The sequence below is a fragment of the Tolypothrix sp. PCC 7601 genome, assembly GCF_025677855.1.
Taxonomy (GTDB): Bacteria; Cyanobacteriota; Cyanobacteriia; order Cyanobacteriales; family Nostocaceae; genus Aulosira; species Aulosira diplosiphon.
On the sequence record NZ_CP064879.1, the window covers coordinates 2394229 to 2421091 of the forward strand.

General features: G+C 42.9%; 16 protein-coding genes and 1 pseudogene. 5 read left to right on the top strand and 12 right to left on the bottom strand.

What is annotated here, in order from left to right; translation table 11 throughout:
* Window positions 1-18: 18 nt before the first annotated feature.
* Window positions 19-1398 (bottom strand): glutathione-disulfide reductase, encoded by a 1380-nt coding sequence (gene gor / locus HG267_RS10085; RefSeq protein WP_045869476.1) that lies wholly within the window; start codon window positions 1396-1398, stop codon window positions 19-21.
* Window positions 1399-2026: 628 nt separating this feature from the next.
* Window positions 2027-4741: a FecR domain-containing protein gene (locus tag HG267_RS41900; protein WP_411863268.1), complete on the bottom strand. Its 2715-nt coding sequence runs from the start codon at window positions 4739-4741 to the stop codon at window positions 2027-2029.
* Window positions 4742-5142: 401 nt separating this feature from the next.
* On the opposite strand from HG267_RS41900, the gene HG267_RS10095 reads away from it, so the two are divergent.
* Window positions 5143-6792, top strand: coding sequence for a hypothetical protein (locus tag HG267_RS10095; protein ID WP_045869477.1), 1650 nt, complete (start codon window positions 5143-5145; stop codon window positions 6790-6792).
* Window positions 6793-7220: 428 nt separating this feature from the next.
* On the opposite strand, the gene HG267_RS10100 is transcribed toward HG267_RS10095, so the two are convergent.
* From HG267_RS10100 to HG267_RS10120, 5 genes and pseudogenes are all read right to left on the bottom strand, one after another.
* Entirely contained in the window at window positions 7221-11573 is a 4353-nt protein-coding gene (locus HG267_RS10100) for an AAA-like domain-containing protein (protein ID WP_045869478.1), read from the bottom strand.
* Between the two features lie 84 nt (window positions 11574-11657).
* Complete coding sequence (locus HG267_RS10105) at window positions 11658-12284, bottom strand: type I restriction endonuclease (RefSeq protein ID WP_045869479.1); 627 nt, start codon at window positions 12282-12284, stop codon at window positions 11658-11660.
* 91 nt (window positions 12285-12375) lie between these two features.
* Window positions 12376-14037 (bottom strand): annotated as a pseudogene (locus tag HG267_RS10110) (AAA-like domain-containing protein).
* Between the two features lie 368 nt (window positions 14038-14405).
* Window positions 14406-15464, bottom strand: coding sequence for a serine/threonine protein kinase (locus HG267_RS10115; protein ID WP_045869480.1), 1059 nt, complete (start codon window positions 15462-15464; stop codon window positions 14406-14408).
* A gap of 345 nt (window positions 15465-15809) precedes the next feature.
* Window positions 15810-16700 carry an alpha/beta fold hydrolase gene (locus tag HG267_RS10120; RefSeq protein WP_045869481.1) on the bottom strand — a complete coding sequence of 297 codons (891 nt, stop codon included), beginning with the start codon at window positions 16698-16700 and terminating at the stop codon, window positions 15810-15812.
* A 379-nt stretch (window positions 16701-17079) separates the two neighbouring features.
* Between HG267_RS10120 and HG267_RS10125 the strand changes: the two genes are divergently transcribed.
* Window positions 17080-17217 carry a hypothetical protein gene (locus HG267_RS10125; RefSeq protein WP_155539125.1) on the top strand — a complete coding sequence of 46 codons (138 nt, stop codon included), beginning with the start codon at window positions 17080-17082 and terminating at the stop codon, window positions 17215-17217.
* A 31-nt stretch (window positions 17218-17248) separates the two neighbouring features.
* Complete coding sequence (locus HG267_RS10130; protein ID WP_045869482.1) at window positions 17249-17974, top strand: TerC family protein; 726 nt, start codon at window positions 17249-17251, stop codon at window positions 17972-17974.
* Window positions 17975-18101: 127 nt separating this feature from the next.
* Here HG267_RS10130 and ndk read toward each other — a convergent pair whose 3' ends face one another.
* Window positions 18102-18551 (bottom strand): nucleoside-diphosphate kinase, encoded by a 450-nt coding sequence (ndk, locus tag HG267_RS10135; protein ID WP_045869483.1) that lies wholly within the window; start codon window positions 18549-18551, stop codon window positions 18102-18104.
* Window positions 18552-18802: 251 nt separating this feature from the next.
* Here ndk and speA point away from each other — a divergent pair, with 251 nt between their 5' ends.
* Entirely contained in the window at window positions 18803-20821 is a 2019-nt protein-coding gene (gene speA / locus HG267_RS10140; protein ID WP_045869484.1) for a biosynthetic arginine decarboxylase, read from the top strand.
* 147 nt (window positions 20822-20968) lie between these two features.
* Here the strand turns inward: speA and HG267_RS10145 are convergent, their stop codons facing one another.
* From HG267_RS10145 to HG267_RS10155, 3 genes are all read right to left on the bottom strand, one after another.
* Window positions 20969-22135, bottom strand: coding sequence for a sugar phosphate nucleotidyltransferase (locus tag HG267_RS10145; protein ID WP_045869485.1), 1167 nt, complete (start codon window positions 22133-22135; stop codon window positions 20969-20971).
* A gap of 226 nt (window positions 22136-22361) precedes the next feature.
* A complete protein-coding gene (locus tag HG267_RS10150; protein WP_045869486.1) occupies window positions 22362-23192 on the bottom strand; it encodes a segregation/condensation protein A in 831 nt (276 codons plus the stop codon).
* Between the two features lie 496 nt (window positions 23193-23688).
* Window positions 23689-24792, bottom strand: coding sequence for an AI-2E family transporter (locus tag HG267_RS10155; protein WP_045869694.1), 1104 nt, complete (start codon window positions 24790-24792; stop codon window positions 23689-23691).
* A gap of 228 nt (window positions 24793-25020) precedes the next feature.
* Here HG267_RS10155 and pdxH point away from each other — a divergent pair, with 228 nt between their 5' ends.
* A complete protein-coding gene (gene pdxH, locus HG267_RS10160; protein ID WP_045869487.1) occupies window positions 25021-25665 on the top strand; it encodes a pyridoxamine 5'-phosphate oxidase in 645 nt (214 codons plus the stop codon).
* Between the two features lie 155 nt (window positions 25666-25820).
* Here pdxH and HG267_RS10165 read toward each other — a convergent pair whose 3' ends face one another.
* Window positions 25821-26744, bottom strand: a complete 924-nt coding sequence (locus HG267_RS10165; RefSeq protein ID WP_045869488.1) for a DUF3153 domain-containing protein — start codon at window positions 26742-26744, stop codon at window positions 25821-25823.
* Window positions 26745-26863: the final 119 nt, after the last annotated feature.

Genomic DNA, 26863 nt, shown 5'->3' on the forward strand with positions numbered 1-26863 from the left:
ATCGCGCCTGTATCAAACTTATCGCATTGTGACAAATTCTTCGGCGGCGGAGGGATGTATCCCCACGGTAGCATCAAAGTCTTTTTTCGTTGCGCCCATTTTGACAGCGATCGCTATACCTTGAATGATTTCTGCTGCATAGTCTCCCACCATGTGAGCGCCTAGAACTTGGTCAGTTTTGGCATCGACTACCAGCTTCATCATGGTTCTTTCTTGGGCACCCGTTAAACTGTAGTACATAGGGCGGAAACGGCTACGAAAAATTGTCACGCCATCATCACCGAGTTTTGCCTTAGCCTCAGCTTCCGTTAACCCCACAGTAGCCGCTTCCGGATTGGAAAATATAGCTGTAGGTACATTGTGATGACTAAACTCGCGGCGGTTATTGCCAAATTCACTATCCGCAAAAGCCCGGCCTTCTCCAATAGCAACTGGTGTTAAATTTAACCTATCTGTGACATCGCCAACCGCAAAAATATTGGGTTGACTAGTTTGACTATATTTATTAACTGCGATCGCCTTTGCTGTTCCATATCCATGTCCTTCTTCAGCACTGGCGACAATTTCAATTCCAGCATGTTCTAAACTCAGTCCATCTACATTCGGAACTCGACCAGTTGCGGCTAAAAATACATCAGCAATCACTGGTTCTTGATTTTCGCCAGATAAAGACAACTTTAATCCTTCTGGTACAGGCTCAACGGCTGTTACCAAGGTATTCGGAATCATGCGAATGCCGTGGTTGCTCATTCCTTCTTGAATACTAGTACGGATATCTTCATCAAAACCTGCCAAAATCTGGTTTTGGCGATTAATTTGTGTAACTTGGCAACCTAAACCCCGCATAATCGCAGCAAATTCCGTACCGATGTAACCACCACCAATAATTGCTATATGCTTTGGTTGTTCTTTGAGGAGAAAAATTTCGTTAGAGGTAATCGCGTATTCTATCCCTGGTACATCTGGTTTGAGAGGCTTTCCACCCACAGCAATTAAAATTTTGTCTGCTGTAATTTTGCGATCGCCAACTTCTACAGTATGGGTGTCTACGAAACTAGCTCGACCAGGAATTAGTGTGACACCAGCTTTTTCTAAAAAGCTGATATGAAGTTGAGATAGCCGCTTGACTTCCTTATCTATAGAAGTAATGAAATGTTCCCAGTCTAATTGAGCATCACCGACTTTCCAGCCATAGCCAGCCGCATCACTGAACAGTGCGGGAAAATGAGAACCGTAGACCATGAGCTTTTTGGGAACGCAACCGCGAATCACACAAGTTCCGCCGACTAAATCATGTTCTGCGATCGCTACTTTTGCGCCGTAGCTAGCTGCTCGTTTAGAAGCTGCTAAACCTCCAGAACCAGCACCAATGACAAATAGATCGTAATCAAAAGTCATAAATTTATTTATCTCTGTTGCAACAATTAAACTTCCAAAAACTTACACGGCAGATTAAATTTAACTAAAAAAGATATTAAGCTAACCCATGTAAGTCCTGTACTTGATTTAATCTAGCGCTAGCAGATGCTTAACCGTGCCAATTTTAGATTTTAGATTGCCGATTTTAGATTTTTTGGTTCATGCCCCGTTCCTAGTGGAGCCACTCTCGTGGGCGGGTTTCCCGACTTGAGAGAAGTGGCGTGGCGGAACAAATCCAAAATCCAAAAGCCAAAATTTAAAATCCTTAAGCCCTGCACCCTTGTGGTCGGGGTCAATCCAAAATCCAAAATCTAAAATCCAAAATCTAAAATCCAAAATTCGTTAACTATCACTAGCAACAATACCTAGTTTTTGATAGCAGTACTGTTTATAACTATTTGCAGCAATTTTTGTATTGAAATATACATTTAAATTAATGCCAAAAAAATCTAGGGAAAGCCGGATATAAAGATGGCTTTCCCTAGATTTTACTCAGTTAATTAACTCAAGTTGCTTTGTTATGTAGGCAACTTCATATTTTTAAGTATTTGTGATTGCTGGTGATTTGGAAGGTTTACCATCGGTTTTTGGTGGAGTATTTACACCATCATTGGGGGGTTGGCGTTGTCCCGCCATCAGGTGTAGGTGGCGTTGTCCCGCCATCAGGTGTAGGTGGTGTTGTCCCGCCACTAGGTGTAGGTGGTGTTATACCTTCACCAGGTGTAGGTAGCGTTGTCCCGCCACTAGGTGTAGGTGGTGTTGTCCCGCCACTAGGTGTAGGTGGTGTTATACCTTCACCAGGTGTGGGTGGTTTGACTGCTCCATCATTAGGTGATGTTATCCCGCTACTAGGTGTGGGCAGTGTTATACCTTCACCAGTATTGGGCGGTGTTATCCCGCCAGTATTGGGCGGTGTTATCCCACCTGTATTAGGTGGTGTTGTGCCACCTGTATTAGGTGGTGTTATCCCACCAGCATTGGGAGGTGTTATCCCGCCAGTATTAGGAGGTGTTGTGCCGCCAGCATTGGGAGGTGTTATCCCGCCAGTATTGGGCGGTGTTATCCCGCCAGTATTAGGAGGTGTTGTGCCGCCAGCATTGGGAGGTGTTGTGCCACCAGTATTGGGAGGTGTTGTGCCACCAGTATTGGGAGGTGTTGTGCCACCAGTATTGGGAGGTGTTGTGCCACCAGTATTGGGAGGTGTTGTGCCACCAGTATTGGGAGGTGTTGTGCCGCCAGTATTGGGAGGTGTTGTGCCGCCAGTATTGGGAGGTGTTGTGCCGCCAGTATTGGGAGGTGTTGTGCCGCCAGTATTGGGAGGTGTTGTGCCGCCAGTATTGGGAGGTGTTGTGCCGCCAGTATTGGGAGGTGTTGTGCCGCCAGTATTGGGAGGTGTTGTGCCGCCAGCATTGGGAGGTGTTGTGCCGCCAGTATTGGGAGGTGTTGTGCCGCCAGTATTGGGAGGTGTTGTGCCGCCACTAGGTGTGGGTGGTTTATAACCACCCGTATTGGGTGGTTTATTACCACCATCATTAGGCGGTTTATTACCGCCAGTATTGGGTGGTTTATTACCGCCGCCAGTATTGGGTGGTTTGACTCCGCCATCATTAGGTGGTTTATTACCGCCATCATGAGGAGGTCTATTGCCGCCATCATGGGGAGGTCTATTACCGCCATCATGAGGAGGTCTATTGCCGCCATTATGGGGTGGTCTATTGCCGCCATCATCTGGTTTCGGTGGATTTCCGCCGCCATCATCAATTACAGGTGGATTCCCGCCATCATCTGGTTTCGGTGGGTTCCCGCCGCCATCATCAATTACAGGTGGATTCCCGCCATCATCTGGTTTCGGTGGATTTCCGCCATCATCTGGTTTCGGTGGGTTCCCGCCATCATCTGGTTTTGGTGGGTTCCCGCCACCATCATCAATTACAGGTGGGTTCCCGCCATCATCTGGTTTCGGTGGATTTCCGCCGCCATCATCAATTACAGGTGGATTCCCGCCATCATCTGGTTTCGGTGGGTTCCCGCCGCCATCATCAATTACAGGTGGATTCCCGCCATCATCTGGTTTCGGTGGGTTCCCGCCGCCATCATCAATTACAGGTGGGTTCCCGCCATCATCTGGTTTCGGTGGGTTCCCGCCGCCATCATCAATTACAGGTGGATTCCCGCCATCATCTGGTTTCGGTGGGTTCCCGCCACCATCATCAATTACAGGTGGATTCCCACCATCATCTGGTTTCGGTGGGTTCCCGCCGCCATCATCAATTACAGGTGGATTCCCGCCATCATCTGGTTTCGGTGGGTTCCCGCCACCATCATCAATTACAGGGGGGTTACCACCATTATCTGGAATTGGTGGTTTTTGAGTAGTATCAGTATTATTACGTACTTGCTCATCTGATTGAGTTTGCCCATTGTCCACAATGGATTCTACTGGCAGACTTTCTTGGCTTCCGTTTAATGAAGACCCTTTTTTATCAGTTTCGCTATTAGTTGCGCTGCTAGTTTCGCTTTTACTATCTTCGGAGGCAGAATCTTGATTGGCAGAATTGGAAGAACTAGCTGTTAGCTGTAAAAATGAGGGATTTTCGACAACTCCCTCGCCTTTAAGTGGTGTCTGTGTAGCTACAGCAGCTGCAGTTTCAGCTTGAACGCTGGCGATCGCAGGGTCTGGTGTTGGTGCAAGATTCTGTCTAGTTAAATCAAGCCCTCGAACTAAATCACTAGTTTCATAAAAATTTCTCAGGTCAAAATCGTATAAACCTTGAAATCTACCTTTAACAATTACCATCAGTTGCCCGGCTTCTAGCACCTGACTTTGAGAAGCTTTATTAGATACTTCTATCCCGCTATTGGTAAGCGCACCGACAATTGTCGTGTCGGTTTGTTCGTCATAACGGACAAATAATGCTGAACCCCGAATTGCTGCTGCTGCATTGGGTGTTTGTATCCGTGTTTGCCCCCTACCAGGTGGAATCAGTAATAATACTGTGCCATTGGAGAGTCGAAAATTGCGCGTTTTCGGTAAAAACTGAAATACTGCTTGTTCTCCAATCCTTGCTAGAGAGCCATCATTGAAACGTAAATCTGCAAGGGACTTTCTACCAGTGGATAAACCATCACCAGGAATCATCGCATCGGATTTGCGCGCTGGACGCTTCTTAGGGCTATTTCGGGGAATTAGCTGTACTAAGTTACGCAATTCCTGAATCTCAGCTCTGGTGAGAGGAATTGTTGCATTGGCCCGCCCTGACAAAGGCAAGGCGATCGCTCCCCACACACCAATCACTAAAAGTGGTAAAAATTTTTGCAGCATAGTTTCGAGACTCAGAAGTATTAATTAATACTGTTATTGGTAAAAATAAATTCTGGGTTGAGATTCTATTTATGAGGTTATTATTTATACTTTTTCAATTAAAGTATTCAATCCAGCGAAGCTTAGTCAGTGTATTTTAATAAAATGCGTGGAAACTTTATCATCCTTATTTTAAACTTAATACATTAATACTTAAATACATAATAAAATTTAATGTTTCTACTTTAGTGGTTGAAGCAGTACAAATATCATATATAGTAATTTCTAATATTGATTAAGACTTTTCAGTACGAGAAGTAAACATCAGGGACGAGTTAATCGGAAATTTGATATTTATAATGAGGAATTTCCGAGATAGCTTCTGGATCTACGTTGGGAAAACGCGATCAACGCCATCAAAGATGCAATCCAAGGGCTGGAAAAATTTTGTATTTGCGGTTTTGTTAGCTATTGGTGGTGCAAACTTTTATTGCATCAGGGTAGGTAGAGCATCGGCTGCAAGTTCTCATGGGAACTTAGCGAGTAAATTAAGTCCGCCAAAAACTGTAGCATCAAACGTCACATCTTTAGCGATCGCACAAATTGCTAATCCGCAATGCGAACTGCTGCAACCAGATGCAAATAACAATCAACTAGCAGCGTTAGCAACAATAGATAAAATTCACAAGTTACCAAAGTCAACGCATAAAATATCCTTCTCTGGGCAGATTGACATTCAGAACTTAAATCAAAGTAGTAGTTGTTTAGAAAAATTTCTGAAATCTGATAACTCTTTGCAGTTATCCTTGCTTGACTCTGCTGTAGAAACTGCGAAACCCAATTTCAACTGTCAAGACAACTGGTGTCAACAGCCAAGTAACTTAAAAGTTTTATATTCACAACAATTACCCAAATCTACTGCACCAGGACAAGTAACAGCCCAAGTCAATCAACAACCACCCAATACCTCAAATCCCCCACCACCAAATAATCCGCCGAACAATCCACCGCCGAACGATCCACCGCCAAACAGTCCGCCACCAAATGATCCACCACCAAATAATCCGCCACCGAACGATCCACCACCATTAGAAGTACAACCTAATACTGTTCCCAGTCCTTCCCCAGCGCAAATAGAACAACTCTTAGAAACTCGCCAGCCTAATTATTCTCAAAGATTAGAAAGGCTGAGACAGAGATTGCAACAGCAAACACAATCGCCATCTGAAACGAACAATTTAGAGTTGGGATTGCGGGTGAAGCCACGAACAATAGAAGATCCACCACAATTAGAACAACAGCCACCAACACCAATAGAAAAACCAGTACCGCAGTTTCAACCTATAGGTGTTCTAGAAGCTCGTGTGGGCTACTTTTATACGGATAACATTTTTTCTTCAACTATTGACCCTATCCCAGACAGCTTAATTTTTTATGGGCTGACATTAGCCTCTGCATATTTTCCTTTAGGTTCGAGAACTTATATCAGTGGTTCTATTGACGGTACCCAGATTCATTATTTCGATCAATCGCTTTATGATTACAATCAGTTGCGATTCAACGTGAGTTTGTACCGACAACTATCACGGCGGATGTATGGAGAAATTGCGTGGAGTAATCAGATGTTGTTCTACGCCAACAACAGTGATACCTTCAGCTCAGGCGATCGCTTTTTAAGTGAAAACTCCATCCGGTTAGCTATAGGGCGACGAGATCCCCTAAGTTCCAAATTATTTCTCGATAGCTTCTATGGATTAAGTGTCAGTTTTGCTGATCCAGAAAGCCGTAGTCGGATCATTAACTCTTTGTGGTTATCTTTAAGCTACTACGTACAAAAACCCCTACAAGTTGGGGTTAACTATCAGTTCAACCTGTCAAATTTTACCAATCGTCCCGATGCCCGCGAAGACCAATTTCACCGCTTATTTGGGCATTTAACCTATCGAGTCTCCAAAAACAGCAATCTTAACCTTCAGACTGGTGTTAGCTTTGGCGGTTCCAGCGCCCCCAACATAGATTTTAATGGTTGGTTCTTCAGCCTTAATTACAACTTAGAGCTAGGCCAATTTTAGTTCAAGCACCCCTTGTAGAGACGCGATTCATCGCGTCTCTAATTTCGATTCATCACGTCTTTGATGTTCCCCATAGCTTCGCGCTGACAAAATTTCCGTTCAAAACAGGAAACTCCGCCTTCTAAACAAGAAACTCCGACTTCACAACAGAAACACTCTCATTCCCAGCAAGAACATTCTCATTCCAAACAGAAAGATTCTCGTTTCAAACAAGAACATTCTCCTTCCCAGCAGAAACATTCTCATTCCAAACAAGAACATTCTCCTTCCAAACAGGAACATTCTCATTTCAAACAAGAAACTCCCCGTTCAAAACACAAATCGTAGCCTAAAATTACTCATCACTCCCCTTCTACTCTACATTTATACTGATTTTCATAGAACATGATCGCCCTTCCCCCCTTCCCCTTTCCCCCTTCCCCCTTCCCCTACCTTCCCTTACACACCTTCGCCTCATCAGGATGGCTAACCAAATAACCCTTCAGCCAACTGCAACCCTGGGCTAATAAATCATCAAGACTCAGATTCCACAATTTGATGGTCTTGTCAGCACTGGCGGAAGCTAAAGTTTTACCATCGGGGCTAAAAACGACGCTGTTTACCGAATTGCTATGCCCAGTCAGGGTGGAAATTTCTTTGCCCATCTCCCGATTCCACAATTTGATGGTCTTGTCAGCACTGGCGGAAGCTAAAGTTTTACCATCGGGGCTAAAAACGACGCTGTTTACCGAATTGCTATGCCCAGTCAGGGTGGAAATTTCTTTGCCCATCTCCCGATTCCACAATTTGATGGTCTTGTCAGTACTAGCGGACGCTAAAGTTTTACCATCGGGGCTGAACACGACGCTGTTTACCGAATTGCTATGCCCAGTCAGGGTGGAAATTTCTTTGCCCGTCTCCCGATTCCACAATTTGATGGTGTTGTCATCACTAGCGGAAGCTAAAGTTTTGCCATCGGGGCTGAAGACGATGCTCATGACCCCATCGCTATGGCCATTGAGAGTGGCAATTTCTTTGCCCGTCTCCCAATTCCACAATTTGATGGTGTTGTCCCAACTAGCGGAAGCTAAAGTTTTGCCATCGGGGCTGAACACGACCCTGAAGACCGAATCGCTATGCCCAGTCAGGGTGAAAATTTCTTTACCTGTGTCCCGATTCCACAATTGGATGGTCTTGTCATCACTAGCGGAAGCTAAAGTTTTGCCATCGGGGCTGAACACGACGCTGATGACCGAATCGCTATGCCCAGTCAGGGTGGAAATTTCTTTGCCTGTGTCCCGATTCCACAATTTGATGGTGTTATCAGTACTGGCGGAAGCTAACGTTTTGCCATTGAGGCTGAAGACGACGCTGTTTACCGATGAGCTATGCCCAGTCAGGGTGGAAATTTCTTTGCCTGTGTCCCGATTCCACAATTTGATGGTGTTGTCACCACTGGCGGAAGCTAAAGTTTTGCCATCGGGGCTGAAGACGACGCTGATGACATAATCGCTATGCCCAGTCAGGGTGGAAATTTCTTTGCCTGTGCCCCGATTCCATAATTTGATGGTGTTGTCACCACTGGCGGAAGCTAAAGTTTTGCCATCGGGGCTGAAGACGACGCTTCTGACATAATCGCTATGCCCAGTCAGGGTGGAAATTTCTTTGCCTGTGCCCCGATTCCATAATTTGATGGTGTTGTCCCAACTGGCGGAAGCTAAAGTTTTGCCATCGGGGCTGAAGACGACGCTGATGACATAATCGCTATGCCCAGTCAGGGTGAAAATTTCTTTGCCTGTGTCCCGATTCCACAATTTGATGGTGTTGTCAGTACTGGCGGAAGCTAAAGTTTTACCATCGGGGCTGAAGACGACGCTGATGACCGAATCGCTATGCCCAGTCAGGGTGGAAATTTCTTTGCCTGTGTCCCGATTCCACAATTTGATGGTCTTGTCAAGACTGGCGGAAGCTAAAGTTTTGCCATCGGGGCTGAAGACGACGCTGATGACCGAATTGCTATGCCCAGTCAAGGTGGAAATTTCTTTGCCTGTGTCCCGATTCCACAATTTGATGGTCTTGTCACCACTGGCGGAAGCTATAGTTTTACCATCAGGGCTGAAGACGACGCTGATGACCGAATCGCTATGCCCAGTCAGGGTAGAAATTTCTTTGCCTGTGTCCCGATTCCACAATTTGATGGTGTTGTCAGTACTGGCGGAAGCTAAAGTTTTACCATCGGGGCTGAAGACGACGCTGATGACCGAATCGCTATGCCCAGTCAGGGTGGAAATTTCTTTGCCTGTGTCCCGATTCCACAATTTGATGGTCTTGTCAAGACTGGCGGAAGCTAAAGTTTTGCCATCGGGGCTGAAGACGACGCTGATGACCGAATTGCTATGCCCAGTCAAGGTGGAAATTTCTTTGCCTGTGTCCCGATTCCACAATTTGATGGTCTTGTCACCACTGGCGGAAGCTATAGTTTTACCATCAGGGCTGAAGACGACGCTGATGACCGAATCGCTATGCCCAGTCAGGGTAGAAATTTCTTTGCCTGTGTCCCGATTCCACAATTTGATGGTCTTGTCAAGACTGGCGGAAGCTAAAGTTTTGCCATCGGGGCTGAAGACGACGCTTCTGACATAATCGCTATGCCCTTCCAAGCGATTTTGTTCGCGAATATTTAATAAAATGGTTTGTAAACTAAACAAAGGGCTATAAGCAGGATAATCTGCTAAAGATTTTTTATTCTTTACCAGAGTTTTTAGTTCTTTTCCAGTCTGCATTGCTAACAGTAGCCCCTCTATTTCCTTTGAAGATGTAAACAATCCCAAAGCATTTGTTCCATCTTGTTCTAATTGGGTAGCTTTTAAAGCAATTTTTCGGTCTTCATCTGCCTTTGCACGGGCATTAACGGCTGCATTCAGAGCAGTTTTAGCAGTTTGTAATTCTTGTTGCGCCTGCTTTTGTTCTTCCCTAGCCCGATTTAAACCTGCAACAGCTTCTTCACGCTGCTGTTGTGCTGCTTGTCGTTGTTCAACTGCTTCCTTTGCCTGTCCCTCAGCTTGACTAACCTTGGCGTTAGCTGCTTCCACTTTGCTTTCCGCTAATGTCACTTTTTGCTGTGCCTCATTCACTTTGGCATTTGCAGTTTTCAACTTTGCAGTTGCATTATTTAGATTTTGTTGTGCTTGTGCTGCTTGCGCTGATAAATTTTTATTCTCTACCGATATGCGCTGATTCTCTTGCTTAGTGGTTTCTGTTTCTGTTTGCGCTTTTTTTAGCTCTGTTTGAGCCTTATCCGTTTCTGTCCTAGCTAATCGTGCTTGCCCTAATTGATATTGAGCCAACATTAACGATGCTGCTGCCCCCACCATTGCCAACCCCAGCACCACAGCACCAACTTGAATCCGTCGATTAGCTTTGCGGTTCGCCTCTGCCAAAACTTGCTTCGCCTGTTCTTCCGCCTCCAACCGCCTTTGCACATCACGCTTTTCTAATTCCTGACTAGCAGCCAAAAACCGATAATCCAAATCGCTTAAACTTTTACCCGTCGCCCATTCTTGAGCATCTTGCAAAGTCTTTCCCCGCAACAACCGCGACTCATCTTGTTGTTGCGACTCCACCCAAGCATTAAAAGCATCAGAATATGGGCGCAGCTTTGCCAAAAGCTTTTCACTCCATTCCGGCTTAAACACCTCAGCATAAATCCGGTTATAAATTCGCAGCTTCCCATCCCGCTTCACCACCAAACCCGTTAACCGCAACTCAGTTTGTTCAGCACTATCATCAGCCGCTATCTCTCCCTGCTGCGAAATCTGCTGACACAACGCCAACAACCTTCCAGCCTTCTCTTCCCCCCCCGCCATAATCCTGTCCCGGATCGTCTTCAAATGCTCCGGCTCATCCTGCGCCTCCCAATTCTCAATAATCCGCCTCCTCACCAAATCCTCAACCAACCCCTCAATTTTGGATTTTGGATTTTGGATTTTAGATTCTTCCCCTTTCTCCCTTTCCCCGTTTCCCCCTTCCCCCTTCCCCAATCCCACCACCAACTTACAAACCTTCTGCGTCAAAAACGGCTGTCCCCCCGTCCACGCCAACACCACCCGCATCAACTCCCCAGAATCACCCTCCGCCGCCAACCCCCGCGCCAAAGGTTCCGCCTCATGGAGTTGAAAGCCAGTTAAATCAATTGCCCGCCCAATATTAAAAGGAGTGCGGCGTTTATCTTGAATTAGGTCTGAGGGGGTAGACACCCCAATCAAAGCAAAAGTCAGGCGATTATAATCTGCATGGGTAGCCCTGCGGTTATAGCAATCGCGAATCACGGCAAAAAAATCATCTAAGTTGAACGAAAGACTGAGAATGCTGTCAATTTCGTCAATAAAAATTACTATCTTCTCAGTAATTATTTTGAGTAAAACCGTTTCGATAAACTTACTCAAATGCTGCACAGGGGAAAGCAAGCCATTCTCTGTCCACCAAGTATCTAAATCAAAGCTGTTATAAAGATCCAAACTCCCCACTAGGGTATCAATCACCCCTGCATACCACTGTTCTGGGGTAATATCTGCTGTGCCAATAGAAGTAATATCAATCACCGCACAGGCAAAGCCTTCATTTTGTAACCGTTGCATCACCTGCACCCGCAAACTAGACTTGCCCATCTGCCGGGAATTGAGGACATAACAAAACTCACCCTGGGTCAAGCCTTCATAGATGTCATCGTCAGCTTGTCGTCTGACATAAGTTGGCGCATCTTGGGGCAAACTCCCCCCGACTTGATACTGGTACTTTGTCATAAGGGATGGTTGACGGTTGACGGTTGACGGTTGACGGTTGACTGTTGACTGTCTGGTAAATGATGTAGGTTAGCCCAGCTATGCCTACGAATTACGAATTAAATCAGCTAGGCGTTTTAATATTTTGATGACAGTATAAAGGTCATCCCGGCTATCTAAAGCGAAGAAATCGGATAGAGCGTATTGAGGAGTTTCAGCTTTGATCAGTTTGATAAATCTAAATTCATTACCATTAGTGACAAAGCCAAAAACAGGTTTTTCTGGAGTGGTATCAGCTAACATATAAGCTAATGCTTGGGGAATGGCAACAGTTAAAGAATATTGCGCTCTTTTTGCCTTAATTACCAGCACCCATAATGGTGGATGAAATACCAATATATCAATGCGTCCTCGAATGATTGTGCCTTCATCTTCCGAAGAAATTTCCACTTCTTCCTCAGCAGCAATGTAAAAAGGTGGTTGATAAAAACCTGCTAGACGCAATAGTGGGGAAAGTACCACCATTTTGACTACAGGTTCTAAAATGGGATATCGAGATAAATGCTGATATTCAGCTTTAATTTCTGCGACATTTTGCTTTTCTAACTCATTGAGTTCTGGTAAATTATCTCGCCACTCACCAAAGAAATTTTCATCATCATTACGTTGTAAATTAAATTGCTCAATTAGTTGATTGAGGCTGACATCTTTTGCCTGAATAATCTGAACCATAGATATATTCCTGTTTACTGGAATGGAGAAATATAAATAGTACAAACCTTGAATTTTTGACGGTGCGTTGCGCCTAACGCACCCTACTGTTTTATTTGTGAGAATTTCCTGGCTTGACACCGAGGCGCGCAGAAAAATATTGCCTATATAAATCACACAAAGGTATCACATCATTCCCCTGAAATTTAACTAACCCCATACTGCGAAGTTTAAACGCCGCTTCTACGCCTACATTTACAGGCTCATCTGCTGTCACCACTTCTTTAATTGCTGCTAATAATTCTGCGTCTGTTTGCAAATTTAGCCAATGGCGGCGCAAATGATCGCTATAAGGCCCTTCTTCTGTTGCGGCAATTTGCTGTAGTTTCGGCAGTGTAATTCTACAACGAGCAATTTCATAAAGTGCTACCCTCACTAAATAAGGATGACCATCAACCAACTTTCTCAATTCCTCTACCTGTAAATCAGACCAATTTATACCGTGACGCTTGACTAAATCTTGCACTTGTGAATAATTTAAATCTGGTAATTCAATTGGTAAACCTACATTAAAAGGTGACTGATTAATATTTAATGGAATATAAACTTCTTTAGAATGAGCAATCACCAATCTAAGATTTTTCCAAACTATTTCATTTTTTGACCGTTCATGCCAAGCCCGCAGCAATCCAAAAAAATCTGCCGCAATTATCGGATGTTTGAAAACTTCATCTACTTCATCCAAACCCAAAGCAATAGGAGTATTAATTGCAGGTAATAAATAGCGTTGGAAGTAATTTGTACATTTATTCTTACTACCTAAAACCCCTTTCCAATAATCCTCTAGCTTTACTGGAATATTCAATTCATCAGTAATACTGGCACAAAACCACTGTAAAAATAAATCTAAACTACTCAGAAATTCTGCATCGGCTGATTGAAAATTTACAGATGCATTTTGATAATCATGTTGATGAGCATGATGAAGAATACGCGTCATCAAAGAAGTTTTACCCATCTGTCGAGGCGCTTTAATCCTAATTAATGCCCCAGGTTTGAGAATAGTTTCATAACAGTCTGTTTCGATTGGCGGACGCTCAACATAAAAAGCAGAATCTAGAGGTACTTGTCCTTCAGGATTTTCTAGAGAGATGACTTTTACTTGCGGTGTTGATTTTTGAGAAATTCCTTCATTAGTTTCTGAGTTACCTGGGAAATGATTCCTAGTTTTTAATACTGGAGTTGCAGATTCAGGAATATTTTCTAAATCAATAGCAGTACAGCCAAACTCATAAGCTTCCTCATAGGTTCTATCGGCCCCCAGTGCATCATAAAAGCCTACAGCAAATTAAATCGCCGCGCGATCGCCAATTGCCTGACTCATACCCACTACACAATCAATATGTTGATGAATCGCTACAGCTTGTACTTCGCTATAACAAGCATTCAACAACACACACTCAACTTGATTTCTAAATAATTTAAATAATCTTGCCAGCGCAGCCGTACTTACTAACTGAATTTCTCCAGCATTATTTTCCAACGCCAAACCTTGATTTCCAGCCCCATGCCCAGAAAAGTGAACTATCTCCGGTTCATAATCTAAAAGCGCACGGCGTAAATCATCAGTTCTGACTGCCCATTTCGTGATAATTTCAAACTGATCTCGGCTTCTGGCGCGTTCCAAACCAGCCTGAATTTCCCGCACTTCTTCATCCAGGCGTAGTTTGTCTGTATTCGTAGGATTAGCAGATAAAATCAGGATTTTCTTCACAACGCTGTCAAAATTACTGCAAGCAAGTTGATTTGCTAAAGGCAGTTTACTATAACAGCGTATTATTGACCTGAAGTAAATTATATATTGTAGGGTGAAATGTCGCTTACTTTAACAGGTTTTAGATCCCCGACTTTTTGAAAAAGTCGGGGATCTGAGCAGCAATGTTTACTAAAAGTAAGTGCTATTTATCTGTAGGGTGTGTTACGGCTATGAAATGATTTCGAGCTGAGAGACAATGAAATTTAGCCGTAACGCACCGCCGCGTGGATGGTGCGTTAGGCGCTAGGATAGTTCTCTCTTGATAAATCATATTGGAAATCAGCGCCTAACACACCCTACAGAAGTTTCACTTTATCAATGGTCTCTTAATGGTTAGGTTTATTGAGACAACTAGCAATTGCATTAAATGCGTGACATTCTCTTGTTTCTAGTGTTTGCTTATGAATATTTTCTGATTGAGCTATTATTAAGGTTTTCCCAGCAGTAGCGATTGTACCAATAGTTGCTAATCCCAACACAAAAATTTTCTTTTTCCTCTTTATAGTAGCTGCTAAAGTTTCCCAAGCTGTAGCATTACCAAGTACTGGAATTGTTTTTAATACTTCTAAAGCAACTGCTGCATTAGCATATCGATGCTGGCGTTTATATTCTACCATTTTCATTATCCAGCGCTTGAAGTATGGGTTGATTTGAGGTAGTAGTTTTTGCACCTTGAAGCGATATTTATCATCAATTAAATGACTAATATTTACGGAACGAGTATTAGTCAATAAGCAAATCAATGTAGCTCCTAAACTATATAAATCGGATGCCTCCGTTAAGGGATATCCAAATTGTTCTTCTGGTGGCATAAAACCTGGTGTGCCAACAGCAAAACTGCTGAGAGTCATTTTTGCACCTTTGTTGCGAGCCAAACCGAAATCAACTAAATAAGCATTAAATTGCTGATCAACTAACAAATTTTCTGGTTTTATATCCCGATGGATAATTGGAGAAACTCGCTTTTGTAAATCAACCAAAATTTCTAATACTGAGATAGCAATTTTTTTGATTTCTTCTGGATGAAAGCTGTATTGTGATGCTAAAGAAGGGGCATTTTTATATTCCTGCAACATATAAAAACCCGCTGGTGTTGCAAAAGAATCAACATAGCGGGGAACGCGTGCATGATTTATTTGTTGCAGAATTGCAATTTCACTTTCATAAGCTTTTACGACTGACGAATCAGGAATCGCATGGGCAAAACGGAACTCTTTAATTACGATTTTTTGCTCAGTTTTAAGCGCATGAGCTAAATACGTAGTACGTCCTGCTTGTCGATTGCGTCCTAGTTCTCGGATAACTTGATAGCCTTGCTGAGAAAAATCTGGATATTTATGGACGGGAACATTCCCTTGATATCCATTTTGCACATCAAGCCCCATAGACAATTACCACACAATTTAATTTGGTCAAATGAAGGCTGAAGGCTAAAGGATGAAGTATGAGGTATGAAGTGTGAAATTACCTCTACTATGACTATGAATCGTCATAGATGTAATACCAATTCAAATAATGTTGGCGACACATCAATATATTCTAGAGGGCAAGGCATTGCCTTGCCCCTACTATCTGTCGCATTCTTTTTTCAAATTGGTATAACTTGCATTTTGTTTCATCCTTTATCCTTTACACTCCAGACTTCTTGAAGTGATGTGGATTGCTAACAAGTTAATAGCACCTTGTCACAAAGGCGCATAGACATCTAAAGATGCCCATGCGCGAAATCATCACCTTTGCGCTAGCCAATCCACAATTTGGGAATTGACAATATCTGGAACTTCATCATGAGGACAATGACCAGCGTTGGGAATGGGGATAACTTTGATGGCTTTACCATTCTCACGCGCTTCTTCGTAAATCTTTGCCCCCGTAATTGGTGTCCAAGGATCGTCAGCACCCCAAATTACTAATAAAGGACGTTCAACTTTAGGCAAAAGTTCCCCAGGAGTAGGCCCAGCAGGGGCTGTAAGAATCGATGCAAAGACTTTCTGCGCGCCAGGGTCGCAAGCGGGAGTATAAAGTAAATCAACTAATTCATCAGTAACAGCTTCCCGGTTACGATAAACCTGATAAAGTGTGCGGCGAATTTGGGATTTTTGACGGATGCGGTTAAAGACAAACTTGCCTGTGAGGGGCGATCGCACTACTTTATTAAATGCTGCCATCACAACCCTTAATGGTGGGTTCAATTCATGGGGACGATGGCTTAAACCACCAGCAGAGTTAATTAAAACACCACCTGCGGCCATTTCTGGATGTTCTGCCAGTACCATTAAGCTGATTAATGCACCAATGGAGTTACCGATAAATACGGCAGGTTGATTGATGTGTGCATACCAAAAATCTTTGAGCAGTTCTACCCAAATTTCCAAACTGTAATCAATTGGTGCTTTTTCGGAACCACCAAAACCCAACAAATCTACAGCGAAAACTTGATAACCTGCTTTTGCTAAAGCTGGAATATTTTTGCGCCAATGTCCAATCGAAGCGCCAAAGCCATGTACTAGTACTAGGGGTTCTCCTGTACCCATGACAGTGTACTGAATTTTATAGCCCCGCCAAGTCCAAAGGAATTTTTCTAAAGTGGCTGAAGGTAACTGTTGGGTAGTTAAATTCATTATTAAGATTCCTAAAGTATTGTTTTTATAGTAATACCTCCCACCAGTCACAATCTTAGAGAAATGCTATTTCTCAACCCTTTCGGTCATCTTGACGGCGTGTCGGGTTGTGATTTGTCATATCTAGGACTTACGCAAGTGTCATATTTTTTTCGTTTAGGTTTGTCAAGAGTCCAAAAAACCTGAATTTTTGACCCTTGACCTTTGACTCTTGACTCTTAAACCAGAAAATGAGTCTATCAGTTGCGTAAGTCCTAAAAACTTCTTGCCTAGATCCTAGCTTTTTGCAAAAAGTGGGGTGATAGAAATTTATTTAGGTATTTCCGTACTTGATTTCTCAAGAGTTTTTTTAAGAGAATGTTAAGACTTCTGGTGTGTCATGCTACACTCAACAAACTCTAACTACCCTGTGATTGCGCCAATTCCAGAGTTTTTAGAATCAACCACAGCCAAGTTAAGCTGGATAAAAGTAGCAATTGCTTGCACTTTAGAGGATGAAATTCGTTGCTGTTGTTAATTTTTAATTTACGCTGCTTGAGATACTTGGAATGCTAGACAAAATTTTTGATTATCTTCATTTTCACTTTAGCGTTGAAGCTCCTATAGTTCTGCTTATCCTGGTGTTTTTAGAAGCAGTGCTATCTGCTGATAATGCGATCGCCCTCGCTGCGATCGCTCAAGGATTGGAAGATAAAAAAGTTGAGCGACAGGCGCTAAACTTGGGATTAGTTGTTGCCTATGTGCTCAGGATTACATTAATTCTGACAGCTACCTGGGTACAAAATTTATGGCAATTTGAACTTCTGGGTGCGGCTTATCTACTATGGCTAGTATTCCAACACTTCACATCCCAAGAAACAGATGAAGAGAATCACCATCACGGGCCGCGTTTTAATTCTTTGTGGCAAGCGATACCAGTAATAGCTTTTACTGATATGGCATTTTCTTTAGATAGCGTGACAACTGCGATCGCAGTTTCTCAAGAAAGGTGGTTGGTATTAACAGGTGCAACCATTGGGATCATTACCCTGCGCTTCATGGCGGAATTATTTATCCGTTGGCTAGACGAATTTGAAAACCTAGAAGACGCAGGCTATATAACTGTCGCATTTGTAGGTTTGCGTCTGTTATTGAAGGTGGTAAACGATAGCTTAGTTCCGCCCGAATGGTTAATGATTACTGCGATCGGTCTGATCCTAGCTTGGGGCTTTTCCAAACGCACAAATATAGAAGTACCCCAAGAATTGTCTGAAAAAACTGAAGTACCAAAGTAGGGGATTGGGTAATGGGTAATGGGTAATAATAATTTCCCTTTTTTTCCTTTTCCCCTTTCCCCTTTACCCTTTCCCCTTTACCCTTTTCCCCCTCATCCCCAATCCCCAATCCCCAATCCCTAACTCCCTACTCGTGCAACCAAGGAGTTACTTCTGGTTTCCAGTTAACTAATTCTTCATCCTTAAACCACAGAGCAACTTCTTTTTGAGCTGTTTCCGGAGCATCGGAACCGTGGATGATGTTGCGACCAATGTTGATCCCTAAATCGCCGCGAATGGTTCCAGGTTCGGCGTTGAGGGGGTTGGTTGCACCAATCAACTTTCTTGCAGAGGCGATTACGCCTTCACCTTCCCAAACCATCGCTACTACGGGGCCGGAGGTGATAAATTCAACTAATCCTGCAAAGAAGGGTCTTTCGCGGTGAACGTCATAATGTTGTTCAGCTAATTCCCGACTGGGGTGAAGCAGCTTTAAACCCACGAGGGTAAAGCCTTTTTTTTCAAAGCGACCGATAATTTCGCTGACTAGTCCGCGTTGTACGCCGTCGGGTTTAATTGCCAAAAATGTGCGTTCCAAAGCTATCTCCGAAAACTTAATAAATTTTTCAAGATCAATTATCTTTTGTTCTTTGTCCTTAGTTCTTTGTCATTTGTTGATACTTTAGGGATTTTGACCCTAATGACAAATGACCAATGACTAATGATAAGTAACAGACGACTCTTGACCAATCAGAGTTTATCTCAGAAATTATCTCTGGGTGCATATGCGATCGCAAATGAATGCGTTAAATTGAAAATTCGTGGGTGAAACACAGAGGTCAGGAATAAATGGGTGTTGAGTCAACTGCTACATCTGAAGAGATAGTTAAGCTGCCGTCTAATGGACACAAACCAGAAGTGAAAAACCATAAGCCAAAAAAGCTGTTAGCGCCTAGTACTATCACTGATGATTCGCCTCGCGCTTGGAAAATTGAGGACAGCGAAGCGCTATATCGAATTGAAGGTTGGGGACAACCTTATTTTTCGATTAACGCGGCTGGTCATGTCACTGTTTCCCCAAAAGGCGATCGCGGTGGTTCTTTGGATTTGTTTGAATTGGTCAACGCTTTGAAGCAGCGCAATTTAGGCCTGCCGATGTTGATTCGCTTTTCAGACATTTTGGAAGACCGGATTGAGCGTTTAAATGCTTGTTTTGCGAAGGCGATCGCTCGCTATAACTATCCTGGTGTTTATCGTGGTGTATTTCCTGTTAAATGTAACCAGCAACGCCATTTAATTGAGGATTTGGTCAGATTTGGTAAGCCACATCAATTTGGTTTAGAAGCTGGCTCTAAGCCAGAATTAATGATTGCTCTGGCTATCTTGGATACCCCAGGAGCATTATTAATTTGCAACGGCTACAAAGACCAAGAATACATCGAAACGGCAATGTTGGCTCAAAGGCTAGGTCAAACGCCAATTATTGTCCTAGAACAAATTGAAGAGGTCGATTTAGTAATTGCCGCTAACCGTCAATTAGGTATTAAACCCATCTTAGGAGTAAGAGCTAAACTCAGTACCCAAGGTATGGGACGCTGGGGTAGTTCCAGTGGCGATCGCGCTAAATTTGGTCTAACTATGCCTGAGGTGATTGAGGCGGTTGACAAGTTACGCGAAGCTGATTTGCTCGATTCCTTGCAGTTGATGCATTTCCACATCGGCTCCCAGATTTCAGCCATTAACGTGATTAAAGATGCCATTCAAGAAGCCAGCCGCATTTACGTAGAGTTGGCAATGTTGGGGGCAGATATGAAATATCTCGATGTCGGTGGCGGCTTGGGTGTAGATTATGATGGCTCCCAAACCAACTTCTACGCCTCGAAAAACTATAATATGCAAAACTATGCCAACGACATCGTGGCAGAGTTAAAAGATACCTGTGCTGAACGGCAAATTCCCGTACCTACCCTGATTAGTGAAAGTGGTAGAGCGATCGCATCTCATCAATCGGTATTGATTTTTGATGTTCTCAGTACCAGCGATGTCCCCCTCGATACCCCAGAACCGCCACAAGAAGGCGAATCCCCAATTATTAATTACCTCTGGGAAACCTACCAATCGATTAACAAAGAAAATTATCAGGAGTTTTACCACGACGCAGCCCAATTTAAAGAAGAAGCTATCAGCCGTTTCAACTTGGGTATTTTACGCCTAAGAGAACGGGCTAAAGCTGAACGTCTCTACTGGGCTTGTTGTCAGAAAATTTTAAACATCACTAGACAGCAGGAATACGTACCAGACGAACTGGAAGACCTAGAAAAAATCATGGCTTCCATCTACTACGCTAATTTATCGGTGTTTCAATCAGCACCAGATTGCTGGGCGATTGATCAATTATTCCCGATTATGCCCATCCACCGTTTAGATGAAGAACCAATTCGGCGGGGAATTTTGGCAGACCTCACCTGCGATAGCGATGGCAAAATTGACCGCTTTATTGATTTGCGTGATGTCAAATCTGTTTTAGAACTGCACACCTTTAAACCAGGCGAACCCTATTATTTGGGAATGTTCCTCAGTGGAGCCTACCAAGAAATCATGGGTAATTTACACAACCTATTTGGCGATACTAACGCAGTTCACATTCAATTGACCCCCAAAGGTTACCAAATTGAACATGTCGTCAAAGGCGATACCATGAGCGAAGTAGTTAGCTACGTGCAGTACGATTCCGAAGACATGGTAGAAAACATCCGCCAGCGTTGTGAAAAAGCCCTGGAGGAAAAGCGCATCACCTTAGCAGAATCTCAGCGACTCTTACAAACTTACGAGCAAAGTCTGAGAAGATACACGTATTTGAATAGTTAGGGGTTGGGAACTGGGGACTAGGGATTGGGGATTGGGGAAAGGGAAAAGGGGAATAACAAACAGCAAATGACGAATGACGAATGACAAATGACAAACCCCAATTACCAATTACCAATGCCCCATGCCCCATGCCCCATGCCCTATCCCCTAAATAGCAGTCGTATTGAGCAATTCTGCGATCGCTTGTCTTTCTACTGGAGTATGAGATGGTGGGGATTGACGTGCATCAGTGATCAGCCAGTCTAAGGCTGCTGCTTGGACATCAATGGTGGCTCCAGTTTTATCGACACAATAACGCCCAAACACTAATTTATCTATGAGGCGAACTTCTGGGCCGAGGCGTGACCATTCAAAAATCACGCTGTTCTCTACTGTCGCCCCGCTACAAATCCAGCAATTGGGGCCAATCATCGCCGGGCCGACGATTTTCGCGCCGTCTTCAATTCTGGTCATGCCACCAATGTAAACTGGGCCTGTAATATCAACTTTGTCCCAATTGACAGCAACATTTAAGCCTGTGTAAATTCCAGGTGCAACCTCATGTCCAGGGATTTGGACGTTTTTAATTTCACCTAGTAGTACACCACGAATCGCCCGCCAGTAATCTGGTACTTTACCAATATCTACCCATTCAAAATCCATTGCGATCGCATGGAAAGGCGCGCCAATTTCTACCAGTTTGGGGAATAGCTGACTACCAATGTCGTACTCAATGCCAGAAGGAATATATTTAAATACTTCCGGTTCAAAAATGTAAATCCCGGTGTTGATGTTGGTGCTGAGGGCTTCTTCGGTGGAGGGTTTTTCTTGGAAAGCTTTCACACGCCCATCGTCGTCAGTCACGACGACACCATAGCTAGAAACCTCTTCCTTGGGAACAGATTTCGTAATAATTGTAGCGATCGACCCTTTAGCTCGATGCCACTTGACTGCTTCAGTTAAATCTAAGTCAATCAAAGCGTCACCGCACAATACCACAAAAGTATCATCGAAAAACGGTGAAAAGTCTTGGATACGCCGCATCCCGCCAGCAGATCCGACTGCTTCCCCCACCAGTGTACCGTCCACAATTTGCCCTTCAAAGGAATAGGCAATTTGTACACCAAACCTCTGACCATCACGGAAATAGTTTTCAATTTCCTCTGCTAAATGGCTCACATTGACCATAATTTGGTCAAAGCCATGCTGACGCAACAGTTCAAGTAAAAATTCCATTACTGGTTTTTGCAGTATAGGAATCATCGGTTTGGGGATTGTATAGGTAATCGGACGGACTCGAGTACCTTTACCCGCTGCAAGAATCATCGCCTTCATAAAGATTATTCCTCAACCACAAGCCAGTTTACTTTCAACAAGTTATACTTCATTGGTTTATTGTTTTTATTCATCCCTGATAGCACAGATTAGGGGAATTTGCTGATTTTTGCATCTATCGACATCGTCATTTAACGAGCAATGGCTTACTTTTTAAATTTACCTAGACTTTGGGTTTGATGGCACCGTAGTCTATAAATTATCTAAATAAGTAGATAGATATTGCTCAGTTCATAGGCTGCTCCACGGGTTTGTGAGTGTTCGCGGAATCTATTAGTAAACGAATTTTAATTTCTTGGTAAAACTCCTCTTGCAATAGCTCTACTTTGGATTGAGCTGATAGCAGTAGCAGTGCCCAGAATACGCTAACTAAGTGGCTATGTGGTGATGTATGAGCAGAGCCATTTTGGTATGGCTGTTTACTCTCGACCCATAACTCCACAAGCTGTTCCAAATTCAAATAATTTTGTTCCAAATGTAATTTTTGTGCCGACAGCTGTAATACTTGCTCTAGTTCTCCAGCTACTTCCGTCAAATTTTCTTGGTGTGCCAGTTCTAGCGCGGCTCGCATACTTTGCACAGTCGGCTGACGGCGAGGACGGACTGGTTTATTTGTTTTTTGGACAAGTTTGAGCTGGTTCGCCATGATCTGCAATTGGTCAATTAACTCTTGCAGAGTTACCCGACGTTTAGGCGGAGGCATTGCAGCTGGACGACGACGCAAGTGATGCTCTAAAGGCAGGCGATTAACTGGGTGTAATAGCCCATTTTCGGTTTCTAGCAGCGCGTCATCAAGTATCAGTTCTTGTTCATCTGCGGCTGATTGCAATTGCATCAAGGTGTTGGCTTTGAATAACACCAACATTGATGCTGATAAAAAAGCTTGTCCAGATTGAGATAAATCGGCTTCATAGCCTCTAGCTGTGGCCTGCGGTGCCATTAGTTCTAAATAACGGTCAATTACCTCAATTACCTGAACATCCCAAGGATCAATTTCTCCTTGTTCAGCTTGCTTGATCAGAAGTGTAATTGTTTCTAATAGCTCGGACGCATCCATTAATTAATTTTGAGTAATTAAGTTAAAAAGTGCCTAACTTTAACACTGGATTTATTGGGCAAGAATTACTTGCTAGTATCGTAGATAAAAATTAGCACAGGTCTTATCTATCTCATTCGATTAGAATATTTTGTAATAAATGATACTTAATAACTAGCAGGCAATTACTTTTATTCTCATTGTGAATGCTAACTTTAGATTGTGCAAGTTTAGTTTTGCAGAATTTTGGATAATACATTTATTGCACCCGGAAAGTCAAATAGTATAATTCTCACCATAATCGATGAAGTATAACATGAGGTTTTTACACTTTGAAATAAGTAAATAACGTAATTTAAAATACTTTATCGTTTGGGTTTTTTCAGTAAATATGGCGCTTTTTTCGTTTTAAAATAATTTGAAATTTTATCTCTTCGATAGTTTCCACAGTCGAAAGTTTCCTCATTACTCATTACTCATTACCCATTACCCATTACCCATTACCCATTACCCATTTCTAACTTTTACTTTCTTCATCAAAGTCAGATGTGTAATTATTAATAGAAAAATGTGATACGAAGTTAGCAGATTCACCACTTTTTAGAGCATCAAATGTGCCTTTAATAGTGCCAGCAATAGGAACAGCAACGAGTGTTCCTAGTAAACCTGCTATTTCAAAACCCATTAAGATTGCTACAAAAATCCAGATGGGATTTAGTCCAATAAAGTCACCCAGTAATTTAGGCGCTAATAAGTTATCTTTAACCTGCTGCAAGAGAATCGCCGATAAAGCAACTTGCACTGCTAACCACCAATTTTGGAGCAGTACTAGGATTGTGACTAAACCAATGCCAAGAGTTGCACCCACAAAGGGGATGAGTTCGCCTATGCCAATAACTATGGCAAACAGTAAGGCGAATGGTACCCTCAGAACTAAAAAAATTGGTGTTAGAGTCACTACCATAAATAGCCCTAACAACAACTGACTGAGAAAGAAGTTCTGAAAGTTTAATCTTAAGGATGTTGTTAAAGGAATTCTAATATTAGATGGTAACAGACTGACCAAACCAGCCCAGACGCGATCGCCATATATCAGCATATAAAACGCTAGCACGACCACGAGTACAACATTGAGTATTCCTGAGAGCAGTGTGCCGGCAAATCCCACCGCACCCGAAGCTAACTGCTGCACCAAATTTTGGATGTTAGCATTAATTTGATTAGCCACTATTTGCAGATTTATGGGTAACCGCCGTTGTTTTGCTAAAGCTTCAACATGTTCGAGATTTCTTTGACTGCTAGTTAACCAATCAGGAATTTTATTTAAAAGTTGAATTGTTTGGTCAAGTAGCATGGGTACTAATGTGACACCCAAAATCACTACTAATGTAAAGGTGACCAGCAAAACAATAATCACCGCCTGTGTGTGGGTGATGCGCGCGCGTTTAAAGAACTGTACCGGATAATTTAATAAAAAAGCCAGAATTGCCGCAGAACTGAGGATAGTGATGGGATGCTGGAAATAGTGAAATACTACCGACAATAACCACACATTAAGAGCGATAATCGGGCCGCTCAGACCATAAATTAATAAACTTTGAAGGGAGGCTGAACGGCGGATCATATCAATTTTGGATTTTGAATTTTGGATTTTAGATTGAAAGTCTTTACCAAAAAGCTTCTCTGGCAAGCTCAGACAATATTATTTATCCCAATTTGGTATCAGATGCAATATTTTTTCCCGATTTCTCGAAAAAAATTGCTCAATAGGTGTTGGTGCTGACTATAAAAGATATTTTGAATAAAGATATCTACAAAGCTGATCTAAATACCAGGGGAGAACATCACCATGAATCAAACCATAGCTGACCTTCGCAAAGACTATACTTTACAAGATTTGAGCGAAACTGAGGTTCATCCTAATCCTTTTATACAATTTAGACAATGGTTCGATCAGGCACTAGCAGCCCAACTCCCCGAACCTAATGCCATGACTTTGGCTACAGCCATGCCAGATGGTAAACCTTCGGCCAGAATGGTACTACTGAAAAATTTTGATGAGCGAGGCTTTGTCTTCTTTACCAACTATAACAGCCGTAAAGGTCAAGAACTAGCAGAAAACCCTCAAGCTGCATTAGTGTTTTGGTGGGCGGAATTAGAACGCCAAGTTCGCATAACAGGACAGGTTGAGCAAGTTTCGGAGGCGGAATCCGATCAATATTTTTACAGCCGTCCTGAAAATAGTCGCTTGGGTGCATGGGCTTCTAATCAAAGCGAGGTGATAGAAAGCCGAGAAGTTTTAGAGCAGCGCTTGCAAGAATTGCAGGACAAATATGAAACTCAGGAGATTCCTCGGCCTGTGAATTGGGGAGGCTTGCGTGTCATTCCCACAGAAATTGAGTTTTGGCAAGGTCGTCCTAGTCGCCTACACGATCGCTTGCTTTATACTCGTATAGATAATGGCGATTGGAAAATTGAGCGTTTATCTCCTTAATAAGTGCTGAGTTGAAAGTGCTAAGTGCTCTGAGAGACGCGATTAATCGCGTCTGTACAAGAGTTCAGAGTTAAAAACTCGCTTGGACTTAGTAAAGCTAGTCGCCTCTAACGCTGGAGACTCAGCACTCAGAACTCAGCACTCAGCACTCAGCACTATTCTGATACTGCTGGTTTTGGCGCAAACTGCAATCTGGGATCGGGCATAAATGTATATCTGAGATAGATTCCACCCCAGACAAACAAAGCAATTAGCAATGCACCAATACCAAGGGGACTAGGAAGCCAAAAAACTACTTCTATGTGGTTGAGTTCCCCAGTTCTTAGCTTCCACACTAGTTGATTGTTAATCTTTTCTGGCTCAATGGGATTTTCACCAATGGGGATGTTTTGCGCTCCCAATGGGGTTTTCAAACTAAAATTCAAATCGAGAATTGAACCTGCGTTGGCTAAAACATTACCATCACTAGCAATTAGCGAGAGCGATCGCAAATCTAAATCATAAATTACGCGATCGCGTACCAATAGTAAAAAATTGTTCTCCTCTATGAGTAAGTTAGATTCAACTTTTGGTAGTTCTGAGTCAGATTCAGCGGCTACAGGCTCAGTGTTTTGATTGATGTGGGAGCTAAAAAACTCATTAAATTTTGCTTGTAATTCTTGCCCATTAGTGAAAGGAATCGTCACAATCACTTCTTCTGGAGAAATTCGCTTTGCTTTCCCTTCCAGTTTGCGGGCGCGACGTTCTATACTGTTTAACCATTCATAAACATAGTCGCCACTAAAACTGGTAAGCTTTTCTCCTAATTTAATATGCTGCACTAATTCCCCATGATTGGAGTTGCTAAAGTTTACGCCTACGTCATACTGCACACAACCAGTTAACAGTAATGATGCTAAGATGACTACCCATAAAATCGGTTTTGATGTTTTGGCGTTGCTGCTTTTTTGGGAGAAAGAAAAGATGGAGTTAATTGATTTATAGCCAAAAAATTTTGTTAACAATTCTCTTGTTTTTATAACAAAACTTAACGGTTTAATTAACCAATGGAAAACTTTTCCTAGATATGACGAATTCATCAATAATTAGTCTCCGCGAGTATCAGATGTTCAAGGATGAAGGATAAAGTATCAGGGCTAAAGTATGAAATTAACCCACAGATAAATGAATAGAGCATAAATATTGAAAAACTTTCATC